The organism is Exiguobacterium sp. PHA03 (assembly GCF_041945985.1).
In the GTDB taxonomy this organism is placed as follows: Bacteria; Bacillota; Bacilli; order Exiguobacteriales; family Exiguobacteriaceae; genus Exiguobacterium_A.
In genome coordinates this window covers 1,366,457-1,378,359 of sequence record NZ_JAUTYQ010000001.1, presented here as the reverse complement: position 1 = coordinate 1,378,359, position 11,903 = coordinate 1,366,457, and the positions used below count along the sequence as shown (strand labels likewise).

Below are 11,903 nucleotides of genomic sequence, written 5' to 3'. Positions count from 1 at the left end.
CCTTCTTTGTATTGACCAAAGATTCATATCTTACGCTTCATTGTTTGAACGTGCTGGATAGAACGCTAGAATCAAGAGTAATGTAAAGGCAATGAGACTCATCATCGGAATCGTCAAGAAACCGAAATAGTTGACCCATTTGATGAGACAGCCACTCGAACATAACGCTTCGCCATCGGGTAAACGCTCAAGGATGACATGGTACAAGGCGACACCAAAGCCGGCAAGCACATATAGGCGTACAAAGAGTGGATCGATCGTTTTCGACCGGAACAAGGATATGAGCAAATAAAAGGCTGTCGTATACATGAATAGTCGTTGCCACCAACAGAGAGGGCAGGGAATGAATCCACGAATTTCACTAAAATAGAGACTGCCAAGCGTTGCAATCGTTGAGATGATGAACATAAAATGATAGCGTGTCATATGTATCGTCCTTTCTAACGTGTTAAACTAATGCCATCTTATATCATGAGGAGTCGAATCTCACATTGCAAGTGTCGGAAATGGAAATGTTGATCACTTTATCGGAAGAATTGAATATGAGGCGAGCTGCTGAACGATTATTCGTTTCACAACCTGCGCTTAGTCAACGTCTTGTTGCGATTGAGAGACGCTGGGGAACCAAACTATTCATTCGTTCATCGCGTGGCTTAAGCATCACACCGCAAGGAGAAAAAGTGATTGGTCTCGCAAAAGAGATGAATCGGAAGGAACTCGAACTAAAAAGTGAATTGACGGCAGAAGAGGGTGCCGTTTACGGAACGCTTCGGATTGCTGTCGCCTCCATCATGGGACAATACTGGCTCCCGCGTGTCTTAAAACGATTCGTCGAGCGTTATCCGCATGTGCGTGTCCAGTTGGTCACCGGATGGTCAAGTGAGATGATGCGTCATATGTTAGAGGAACACTTTCATATCGGGATCATTCGTGGAAACCCGGACTGGAAAGGTGTTAAAGAGCGCCTTTTCTCAGACCCGCTCTATCTAGTTGATAGTGAGTTGACGTCGATTGAACAATTGCGTGTGACGGATCGCCCGTTCATCCAGTTCAAAAGTGATTCGACGTACTATCAAGAAATTTTAGAGTGGTGGCAAGATCGGTTCGCAAGTCCACCCTCTCGGACTTTGGTCGTCGACCAAATCGAGACATGCAAACAGATGGCGTTACATGGCATCGGTTTTGCTATCTTACCTGAGTCGACGATTCAGCAATCGAATGAAGTCATGCAGCTTCCGTTGAAGACATCATCCGGAAAAGTACTGAAGCGAGATACTTGGATCTTGTCCACGGAATCGATGCTTGAATTAAAACAAGTCCAAGCTTTTTGGGACATCGTAAAAGAAGAAGGAGGAAGTCAGTCAGATGGAATACGCCATTGAGATGCGGCGCGCGCTTCATAAAATACCGGAACCAGGGTTCAAGGAATTTAAGACGCAAGCTTTTATATTGGAACAAATTCGTGCATATCCGCCAGATCGTGTCACATATGACACATTTGAAACAGGTGTTTTCGTTCGAGTGAAAGGATTGACTGGAAACCGAACGATCGGGTATCGCGCAGATATTGATGGGTTACCGATTGAAGAAGCGACAGGGCTTCCGTATTGCTCAGAACACCCAGGGTTCATGCATGCGTGTGGTCATGACATGCATGCCTCGATTGCTTTAGGGTTGATGAAACGGATCGTTGAACTACCAGTCATGGATGATGTCGTCTTTTTATTCCAACCGGCAGAAGAAGGACCGGGCGGGGCGGAGCCGATGATTAAAAGTCCATTGTTTGAAAAATATCGTCCGAGTGAGATGTATGGTCTTCACGTTGCACCGGAATATCCAGTCGGTACGATTGCTAGTCGTCCAGGCGTACTGTTCGCGAGTGCTCGAGAAGTTCATATCACGATCTATGGTCAAAGTGGTCATGCGGCTTTTCCTCATTTGACGATTGATACAGTTGTTGCGCAAGCAGCCTTGATCATGCAATTGCAAACGATCGTCAGTCGATCCATTAATCCGATGAATTGTAGTGTCATCACGATTGGGAAAGTGGATGCAGGTATTCGTGAGAATGTCATTGCCGGTAGAGCGGTTCTTGACGGAACGATGCGTGCGCTAAACGGCGAAGACATGGAAAAACTCGAACGTCGTGTCCGTGACATCATTCGAGGAATCGAAGCTTCGTTTGGTGTTAAAATCGATCTGCAATTCGGTAATCGCTATTATGAAGTCGTCAACGACCGGCAAATCGTGGATAAATTCTCATCATTCGTAAAGATGAATGCCAACTATATCGAATGTGACGCGGCGATGACAGGGGAAGATTTTGGTTTCATGCTGAAAGAGATCCCAGGGATGATGTTCTGGCTCGGCGTCGATAATCCGACATCTGGTTTGCATCAACCAACATTAAACCCGGATGAATCAGCCATTTCTTTTGTCATTGATTTACTTGACCATTATTTCCGAGAGTATGTTTAAAAATTTTTATGAAATAATAAAGGATATAAAGCTTTCCCTTTCGAATTCAGGAATGGGAAAGTTTTTAATATATGTAGGAATAAGAGTTTTCGAACATTTTGTGAAAAAAATCACGTGTATATGTGAACAATTTGTTACATCAAACATTATAAACAGACACAAAGGGTTATGTTCTCTATGATACGGTTATAGACCATATAGAGAAGTATGTTTTAGGAAGAGGGGGCTAAATACATGTTCAATGATCCCGTAGTGCTCAGTCGATTGTTGACAGGGCTCACACTAGCGTTTCATATTATTTTCGCGACGATTGGTGTCGGAGTACCGCTCATGGTACTGGCAGCTGAATTCATCGGTCTGAAACGCAAAGATCCAGATTATATCTTATTAGCAAGACGGTGGACGCGTGGATACGTCGTTACCGTAGCAGTCGGTGTCGTAACAGGGACGGCAATCGGCTTGCAACTATCATTACTTTGGCCGTCACTCATGCAAGTAGCGGGTCAAACAATTGCTTTGCCACTATTTATGGAAACGTTCGCGTTCTTCTTTGAAGCGATTTTCCTTGGTATTTACTTGTATACGTGGGACCGGTTCAAAAATCCATGGTTGCACTGGTTGATTGGGATTCCAGTCGTCATTGGTGCGACAGCATCAGCGTTCTTCATCACGACAGTCAACTCCTTCATGAACTCACCAGAAGGATTTAAGATCGTCAATGGTACGTTAACGCAAATCGAACCATTAAAAGCAATGTTTAATACAGCGACACCGACGAAGGCGACACACGTCATCGTTTCAGCTTACTTGACTGTTGCCTTTATCTTGGCAGCAATCGCGGCGTTCCATTTGCTTCGCAAAAAGACACTCTCAGCAGCAGAGACGGCATATCATAAGAAAGCTCTTCGTCTCACTGTCATGGCTGGTCTGATTTTCGCGTTCTCGACAGCACTTGTCGGTGACTTCTCAGGGAAATATTTAGCGAAATACCAGCCAGAAAAACTAGCAGCTGCGGAATGGCATTTTGATACGACAAATGAAGCAGAATTGATTTTTGGTGGGATACTTGATCAGCAAGAAGACGGCAGTTATGAAATCAAAGGAGCCGTCAAAATCCCATATGCGCTCTCAATTCTTGCAGGTGGGGCTCCGAATACGGAAGTCATCGGTTTAAACGAATTCGCAAAAGAAGATCAAGCACCACTGATCGTCCACTATTTCTTTGATATCATGGTATCGATTGGGATGTACTTGACTGCTATCTCTGCTTTGTTCATCTTGGCATTCCGATTGAAAAAATTGAATCCATATAATAAGTGGATTTTACGAGGGGTGTTCATCGGTGGTCCGTTAGCGATGATTTCAATCGAAGCGGGATGGATGTACGCTGAGATTGGTCGTCAACCTTGGACGCTTTACGGTATCATGCGAACAGCGGACGCGGCGACGACTTCAACAGCGGTTGGTCCGATGCTCATTTTATTCAGTGCATTGTACTTGTTGCTTGGTACGATTTGTACGGTCGTCTTGTTACGGATGTTTAAGAAAAACACGGTTGGAAAAGAACTTCAAGAACTTGCTGAAAACCACCATGCACGCGGTGAAGCAATGTTCGTGGATGATAACAAGTAAGGAGGGAACGATTTGGACGTTCAAACACTAGGGATCACGGTCCTTTGGACTTTCCTGTACGGATATCTCATCGTTGCCTCAATTGACTTCGGTGCTGGATTTTACGCCTTTTATTCAAAATATACGAAGCGGGATCATCTGACGAATCGATTGATTCTTCGTTACCTCTCTCCTGTTTGGGAGGTAACGAATGTCTTCTTCGTATTCTTCTTCGTAGGACTAGTTGGGTTCTTCCCAGACTCCGCTTACTATTTCGGTACGGCACTACTCGTACCAGCGTCAATTGTTCTTGTCTTGATTGCGATTCGTGGTAGTTTTTATGCGTTCGCCAATTATGGATCAAACGACAGCATGTTCTACACATTTTTGTATGGAGCGACAGGGTTGCTGATTCCTGCTGCGATGTCGACAACATTGACAATCAGTCAAGGTGGTTTCATCCGCAAAACGAATGATACAGTTGAGTTTTTAGGAACGAAATTATTTTCGAACTTTTACTCGTGGACGGTCGTAGCGCTCGCTATCGTATCTGTCTTATACATCAGCGCGATGTTCCTCTTATTCTACGCGGATAAAGCGAAAGATGAGGGAGCTACGCCGCTTATTCGGAAATGGGCACTCTTTTGGAGTGGACCAACAATCCTCGTCTGTGCGCTCGTCTTCTTTGGACTGAAGAACCAAGCGGCATGGCATTATGAAAATATCCTAAACGGCAACTGGTGGTGGTTCGCTGCTAGTTTCTTATTTTTCCTCATTGCCGTGACACTCGTCTATATGAAGAAAAACTATGGCATCGCGTTCGTCGCGGTCATGTTACAGTATGCAGTCGCGTGGTTCGGTTACGGATATACACACTTGCCGTATATCTTGTATCCATATATCGATATCAACAAAGCAGTCGTAAACGAAACGATGGCTTCCGCACTCGTCGTCGTTTTCATCTTCGGACTTTTACTCTTAATTCCGGCGTTGTATTTGATTTTACGGCTCTTCTTGTTCGATAACGATTATGTACGTGGAAAATCATCAAAATAATGAATGGATAAACGCCTCTGCGATTCGCAGAGGCGTTTATAGTATTTTTAAATTGAATCGGGTACACTACTAATGAAGAGCGATTGTGAAGGAGAGTTGTGAAAATGAATGGAGAGTTTGCAGTAATCGGACTAGGGCGTTTTGGTGGCTCGATTGTCCGCGAATTATCGAAAAACGGCTATGATGTCTTGGCAATTGATTCCGATGAGGAACGTGTCAACGAATTCATGGGGATTGCGACACATTCTGTCATTGCCGATACGACCGATGAGAACGTTTTAAAAAGTTTGGGGATTCGAAACTTTGATCATGTCATCGTCGCTATTGGGGAAAACATTCAAGCGTCTATCTTGACGACGTTGATTTTAAAAGAGCTCGGTGTGCAATCGATCACCGTCAAAGCAACGAATGATTACCATGAAAAAGTATTGCGAAAAATTGGAGCGGATTTCATCGTTCACCCTGAGCGGGATATGGGGGTTCGGATTGCGAACGGATTGATGAGTTCGAATATCCTTGACTACTTAGACTTATCACAAGAATTCTCAATCGTTGAGATTAAAGTCAGTGATCGGATGGCAAAACAAACCTTGATTGATCTCGACTTACGAAGTAAATATGGAGCAAACGTTGTCGCCATCAAACGGGGTGAAAATGTCATGATCTCCTTGCAGGCAGATGAAGTCATCGAAAAAGGTGATTATCTCGTCGTCATTGGTGAGAACGAAGATCTTGATCGCTTAGAACGCGCGATTCATAAAGTAAAGAACTAAAAAAAGCTGAGGCATGCCTCAGCTTTACATCTATCTATTAGATGAGTTGGAATTCTTTGAGTCCATGTGCGATACCGTCTTCAAGAATTGGTTTCGTGACATAATCGGCAGCGGCTTTTGTTTCCGGAAGCCCATTGCCCATTGCAATACCGGTTCCGACATAGCGTAGCATTTCAAGGTCATTGAGAGCATCTCCAAAAGCGAAGGTATCCTCGCGGCGAATGTTTGTCAATTTCAAGAACTGTTTGATGCCTTCTGCTTTCGAGGACCCGACGTTGATGACATCCATCGCATGGGGATGCCAGCGAATGAAATCAAAAGCATCGTAACGTTTGATGTAATCTGCTTCTTCTTCTGCCGTGCAGTAGACAAGCGTTTGAAACACATCGTGAGACAAGAAGGCTTCTTCATCGTGAAGCGGTAACGGCATGTCGAGATCTCCGAGCGAATCAACGACATGAAAATCATTTGATTTCGTTGTAAAACCTTTTGTTTCGCCAAGATAGACAAGCGTATGTCCGTTTTCCTTTGCTTGTTGCGTCAAATGTGTCAGATCGACTTTAGGTTGTGGACGTTTGTAGATGATTTCGTTTTGATGAACGACAATTTGCCCGTTGTAACCGATGATCGTATCAATGTTGAGCAACTCACGAATCCCAGATAACATTGCGGGACCGCGTCCAGTCGCGAGCGCTACATATACACCGTTTTCTTGAAGTTGACGAATTGCCTGTTTTGTTGATTCCGGAACGAAATGACCATCATGCAATAAGGTTCCGTCGATATCGAAAAAGACGACTTTCTGATTTGCCATGGTTTCACCTTCTCTTTTTAATTGGTCGAAATGACCTGTTCATGTGAAAGTATAGCATAACCAAAAGCGTGTTGCCGGAAGGGAACATGCGGAATAAGGATGAAAAATAGTCCATGTATCGTGTATACTGTACTAAGGACAAAAAACAATGTACTGATAAGGAGTTGCTAGACATGATTTTTAAAGTATTTTACCAACCGCTTCGTTCGGAAGCACCTGTTCGTGAACGGACAGAAACGATGTATGTAGAAGGGGAAAGCATTCGTGACGTGCGATCAACGATTGACCACCTCAAAGAGATCAACATTGAGTTCATCCGCGAAGTTAGTGGAGAATTTTTGACATACGAACAACAACATCCTGACTTCAAGGTTGCGACGTTCGAATGAAGTTCGTCAAAAACCATCAAGCCGCCGTCTTCGCACTCGGTGGACTCGGGGAAATCGGAAAGAACACGTATGTCGTTCAATTCCAAGATGAAATCATCGTCATCGACGCGGGTGTCATGTTCCCTGAGGATGAATTACTCGGAATCGACTATGTCATTCCGGACTACACTTATTTGATCAAGAACAAAGATAAGGTCAAAGGGGTCTTCATCACGCACGGTCACGAAGACCATATTGGCGGTCTTCCTTTCTTGCTTAAACAAGTAAACTTACCGATTTACGCTGGAAAAATTGCAATGGGTCTCATTAAAGTCAAACTAGAAGAACACGGTTTGCTTCGGAATGCAGAACTTCATGAAATCGATGAAGATTCGATCATCAAGTTTCGGAAGACGAGTATCTCGTTCTTCCGTACGACACACTCGATTCCGAACTCGTTCGGTGTCGTCGTCAAGACACCACAAGGCAATATCGTGCATACAGGGGACTTTAAGTTCGATTTCACACCGGTCGGAGAACCTGCTGATTTAGCGAAAATGGCTGAACTTGGTAAGGAAGGCGTCTTGTGCCTCTTATCGGATTCTACGAACGCTGAAGTGGAAGGTTTTACGATGAGCGAACGTGTCGTTGGGGAAACGATTTCAGACATCTTCCGTAAGGCGGAAGGACGAATCATTTTCGCGACATTCGCATCGAACATCTATCGTCTCCAACAAGTCGTCAATGCTTCTGTTGAAGCAGGACGAAAAATCGTCGTTTTCGGACGTAGCATGGATAAGGTCATGATGATTGGTCAAGAACTTGACTTCATCAAGGCGCCGAAGGGTACGATCATCGAGCCGAACGAGATGAAGCGTTATAAATCAAACGAGTTGACGATCCTTTGTACCGGTTCACAAGGAGAACCGATGGCGGCCCTTAGCCGTATCGCAAACGGAACACACCGTCAAATTTCAATCATTCCAGATGATCTCGTCATCTTCTCTTCGTCACCAATCCCAGGAAACGTCGTTTCTGTCGGAAAGACGATCAATCAGCTATATAAAGCTGGCGCAGATGTCATGTACGGTAAACTGAATGATATCCATACATCAGGTCACGGTAGTCAACAAGAGCAGTTGCTCATGTTACGTCTATTGAATCCGAAATACTTCATGCCGATTCACGGGGAATACCGGATGCTGAAGAAGCATATGTCGCTTGCGATGGATGCTGGTGTACCGGAAGAGAACTGCTTCGTCATGGATAACGGTGAAGTACTGGCATTAGATGCGAATGCAGCCGCTATCACTGGGAAGATTCAAGCGAATGCCGTTTATGTCGATGGAAAAGGAATCGGTGATATCGGTAACATCGTCTTACGAGACCGCCGTATTCTCTCAGAAGAGGGACTTGTCGTCGTTGTCGTGACGCTTGACTCTAAAACGAATCGTCTCGTCTCAGGACCGGATATCATCTCGCGTGGTTTCGTCTACATGCGTGAGTCAGGTAATTTGATTAAAGATGCTGAACGTCTACTTAAGCGTTCGCTTGATCAATCGCTTGCGAACCGTAACACGAAATGGACGGACATCAAACAAGTCATCAATGATACGCTCACACCGTATTTAACTGAAAAAACACAACGTCATCCGATGGTCATGCCGATCATCATGGAAGTCTGATTCGAAAAAATCCTCGTTTCCGGAAACGGAAACGAGGATTTTTGTATTATGTGGCAGGACCATATTCCTTGAATGGTTCTTTTTTATCGATCCGATCATAGAACATGACACCATCCAAATGATCATATTCGTGTTGACAGACGATTGCTTTCATACCTTTTAAACGTAATTTTACAGGATTTCCGTTATGATCGATGCCAGTTAGGGTAATACGCATATAGCGCGGTACATGTCCTTCGACTTCACGGTCGACGGACAGACATCCTTCGCCGCCCGTTAAATACGTCTGCTCGACGGAATGACTGATGATTTTTGGATTATAGATACCAAATTCCAGCAAATCATCACCATCCGGTAAGCGGATTGCGAACATGCGCTTGTTGACACCGATTTGTGGTGCTGCAAGTCCAATGCCGCTTCGTAAATCGTATTTCTTCGCAATTTCATCATCTTGACTGTTGGCGAGGAACTCGCGCATGAGTCGCATCGTTTCCTTATCCTCATCGCTGAGAGGGAAGGTCACTTCTACTGACCGTTCGTGAAGAGCAGGAACGTCTTCGCGTACGATTTCATTCATGGTGATCATGAACAACACTCCTTTCGTCTACAAAAAGTATAGCATAGGAAAGTGGGGAATGATGACAACTAACACAGTAGGAAAATATCGAATGATACAGAAGATGGAATATTCTAGTTTTGTGATTGAATTCACAATGTGAAACGCGAAAAAAATAAAACATTTCCTTTGATTTTAAGGTGTTACAGATTTATACTTGTAACGTAATGAACAAGACACTATAACGTGTCGATTCATGATAATACAGTTTACTCAACTGAATAGGTACACAGACACATGTTCAAAGGATAGTCACACGGGACTTCGTTTTTTGGACACTATTGTCATGTGGGCAAATCAGTCAGAGGAATATTTCGCTGAACGCAGTGAAAGGATGAGGTGAAAAGATGAACGTAAACATGTTTAAAAACGTGGAAGAAAACTTTGAAACGTTCCGCATTCTTGACGAGAAAGGTGAAGTCGTCAATAAAGACGCTATGCCAGACCTCTCGGATGAAGAGCTTACGGAATTAATGCGCCGTCTCGTATACACACGTATCTGGGACCAACGTGCAATCTCACTTAACCGTCAAGGACGTCTTGGTTTCTACGCTCCAGTAGCTGGACAAGAAGCGTCAATGATCGGTACGCAATTCGCTTTGGATAAAGATGACTGGATTCTTCCTGGATACCGTGATATTCCACAAATGGTCTTCCATGGCTTCCCACTTTACAAAGCATTCTTGTTCTCACGCGGTCACATCACAGGTGGTCAGATTCCTGAAGGTGTTAACGTCTTAATGCCACAAATCATCATCGGTGCGCAGATCGTTCAAGCGGCTGGTGTTGCTCTCGGTCTTAAGAAAAGCGGTAAAGAACAAGTAGCGATCACTTACACAGGTGATGGTGGTTCTTCACAAGGGGACTTCTATGAAGGTATGAACTTCGCTGGAGCTTTCAAAGCACCTGCAATCTTCGTCGTTCAAAACAACCGTTTCGCAATCTCGACACCTGTCGAAAAACAATCTATGGCGAAAACAATCGCTCAAAAAGCTGTTGCTGCTGGTATCAATGGTATCCAAGTCGACGGTATGGACGTTCTTGCTGTATACGCAGCTACGAAACAAGCACGCGTAGAAGCACTTAACGGTGTTCCGACATTGATTGAAACATTGACTTACCGTTATGGACCACACACACTCGCTGGTGATGATCCAACACGTTACCGTACAAAAGACATGGATGATGAGTATCAAGCACAAGATCCACTCGTCCGTTTCCGTGCTTTCATGGAAGCAAAAGGTCTTTGGAACGAAGATAAAGAGAACGAAGTCATCGAGCAAGCTAAAGCTGACGTTAAGGAAGCACTTGCACAAGCTGACAAAGAACCAAAACAAAAAGTTACAGATTTCATCAACGTGATGGCTGAGAAGCTTCCACTAAACCTGCAAGAGCAGCTTGATGAGTATACAGCAAAGGAGTCGAAATAACCCATGGCACAAATGACGATGATCCAAGCGATCACTGACGCAATGCGCGTCGAGATGAAACGCGACGAACAAGTTCTCTTGTTCGGTGAAGACGTCGGTAAAAACGGTGGGGTATTCCGTGCGACAGAAGGTCTTCAAGATGAGCTCGGCGAAGACCGTGTCTTCGATACACCACTTGCGGAATCAGGTATTGGTGGTCTTGCTGTCGGATTCAGTCTGACAGGATTCCGTCCAATCATGGAAATCCAATTCTTCGGATTCGTATTCGAAGTATTCGATTCAGTTGCAGCACAACTCGCGCGTCTCCGTTACCGTTCAGGTGGCACATACAATGCACCTGTAACAATCCGTTCACCATTCGGTGGCGGTGTTAAAACACCGGAACTTCACGCAGATAACCTCGAAGGACTCATGGCTCAGTCACCAGGACTTAAAGTTGTCATTCCTTCAACACCATACGATGCAAAAGGTCTCTTGATCGCGTCAATCCGTGATAACGACCCAGTCGTATTCCTCGAGCACATGAAACTCTACCGTTCATTCCGCGGTGAAGTGCCAGAGGGCGATTACACGATCGAACTCGGAAAAGCTGATGTAAAACGTGAAGGTACAGATGTAACAATCGTCACTTACGGTGCGATGGTGCACGCTTCACTTAAAGCAGCAGAAGAGCTCGAAAAAGAAAACATCAGCGTCGAAATCATCGACTTGATGACGATCAGCCCGATCGATATCGATACGATTCTTGCTTCTGTCAAGAAAACAAACCGTGTCGTCGTCGTTCAAGAAGCACAAAAACAAGCGGGTATCGCTGCAATGGTTGCAACTGAAATCCAAGAACGTGCAATCCTTGACCTCGAAGCACCGATTCTTCGTGTTGCTGCTCCAGATACGATCTTCCCATTCGCACAAGGTGAAGACGTCTGGATCCCGGATCACAAAGATATCGTCGAGAAAGTCAAGACTGTCTACAATTTCTAAGAGCATTTCGGAAAATAAGGAGAGGGGTACATTCTCTCCTTGCTTCCGTTTTTACAGATAACAATCGACTAGAAGAGTGAACTAAAAGGAG

At 44.5% G+C, this 11,903-nt stretch carries 12 protein-coding genes; 9 read left to right on the top strand and 3 right to left on the bottom strand.

The window, feature by feature from the left end; all coding sequences use genetic code 11:
* Nucleotides 1–30: 30 nt before the first annotated feature.
* Complete coding sequence (locus tag Q7C19_RS07375; RefSeq protein ID WP_035406674.1) at nt 31–426, bottom strand: disulfide bond formation protein B; 396 nt, start codon at nt 424–426, stop codon at nt 31–33.
* Between the two features lie 65 nt (nt 427–491).
* On the opposite strand from Q7C19_RS07375, the gene Q7C19_RS07370 reads away from it, so the two are divergent.
* The 5 genes from Q7C19_RS07370 to Q7C19_RS07350 all read left to right on the top strand — a co-directional run bounded on the left by Q7C19_RS07370 (nt 492) and on the right by Q7C19_RS07350 (nt 5,918).
* Nucleotides 492–1,382: a transcriptional regulator CcpC gene (locus Q7C19_RS07370; RefSeq protein ID WP_023468861.1), complete on the top strand. Its 891-nt coding sequence runs from the start codon at nt 492–494 to the stop codon at nt 1,380–1,382.
* The gene (locus Q7C19_RS07365) at nt 1,366–2,478 is read left to right on the top strand and encodes an N-acetyldiaminopimelate deacetylase (protein ID WP_214854656.1); all 1,113 of its coding nucleotides are present in this window, start codon (nt 1,366–1,368) and stop codon (nt 2,476–2,478) included. The genes Q7C19_RS07370 and Q7C19_RS07365 overlap by 17 nt, the downstream gene beginning before the upstream one ends.
* Nucleotides 2,479–2,712: 234 nt before the next feature.
* Nucleotides 2,713–4,110 carry a cytochrome ubiquinol oxidase subunit I gene (locus Q7C19_RS07360; RefSeq protein WP_035406678.1) on the top strand — a complete coding sequence of 466 codons (1,398 nt, stop codon included), beginning with the start codon at nt 2,713–2,715 and terminating at the stop codon, nt 4,108–4,110.
* A gap of 12 nt (nt 4,111–4,122) precedes the next feature.
* Nucleotides 4,123–5,145 (top strand): cytochrome d ubiquinol oxidase subunit II, encoded by a 1,023-nt coding sequence (locus tag Q7C19_RS07355; protein ID WP_035406681.1) that lies wholly within the window; start codon nt 4,123–4,125, stop codon nt 5,143–5,145.
* A gap of 104 nt (nt 5,146–5,249) precedes the next feature.
* Nucleotides 5,250–5,918, top strand: a complete 669-nt coding sequence (locus tag Q7C19_RS07350; RefSeq protein ID WP_035406684.1) for a potassium channel family protein — start codon at nt 5,250–5,252, stop codon at nt 5,916–5,918.
* A gap of 37 nt (nt 5,919–5,955) precedes the next feature.
* Here Q7C19_RS07350 and Q7C19_RS07345 read toward each other — a convergent pair whose 3' ends face one another.
* Nucleotides 5,956–6,732, bottom strand: a complete 777-nt coding sequence (locus Q7C19_RS07345) for a Cof-type HAD-IIB family hydrolase (protein WP_035406686.1) — start codon at nt 6,730–6,732, stop codon at nt 5,956–5,958.
* Between the two features lie 173 nt (nt 6,733–6,905).
* Between Q7C19_RS07345 and Q7C19_RS07340 the strand changes: the two genes are divergently transcribed.
* Nucleotides 6,906–7,121, top strand: coding sequence for a DNA-dependent RNA polymerase subunit epsilon (locus tag Q7C19_RS07340; protein ID WP_029342182.1), 216 nt, complete (start codon nt 6,906–6,908; stop codon nt 7,119–7,121).
* Nucleotides 7,118–8,785: a ribonuclease J1 gene (gene rnjA / locus Q7C19_RS07335; RefSeq protein ID WP_035406688.1), complete on the top strand. Its 1,668-nt coding sequence runs from the start codon at nt 7,118–7,120 to the stop codon at nt 8,783–8,785. The genes Q7C19_RS07340 and rnjA overlap by 4 nt, the downstream gene beginning before the upstream one ends.
* Nucleotides 8,786–8,831: 46 nt before the next feature.
* Here the strand turns inward: rnjA and def are convergent, their stop codons facing one another.
* Nucleotides 8,832–9,371 (bottom strand): peptide deformylase, encoded by a 540-nt coding sequence (def, locus tag Q7C19_RS07330; protein WP_023468853.1) that lies wholly within the window; start codon nt 9,369–9,371, stop codon nt 8,832–8,834.
* 377 nt (nt 9,372–9,748) lie between these two features.
* Here def and pdhA point away from each other — a divergent pair, with 377 nt between their 5' ends.
* Nucleotides 9,749–10,831, top strand: coding sequence for a pyruvate dehydrogenase (acetyl-transferring) E1 component subunit alpha (gene pdhA, locus Q7C19_RS07325; protein ID WP_035406689.1), 1,083 nt, complete (start codon nt 9,749–9,751; stop codon nt 10,829–10,831).
* A 3-nt stretch (nt 10,832–10,834) separates the two neighbouring features.
* Nucleotides 10,835–11,812 carry an alpha-ketoacid dehydrogenase subunit beta gene (locus Q7C19_RS07320; RefSeq protein WP_035406692.1) on the top strand — a complete coding sequence of 326 codons (978 nt, stop codon included), beginning with the start codon at nt 10,835–10,837 and terminating at the stop codon, nt 11,810–11,812.
* Nucleotides 11,813–11,903: the final 91 nt, after the last annotated feature.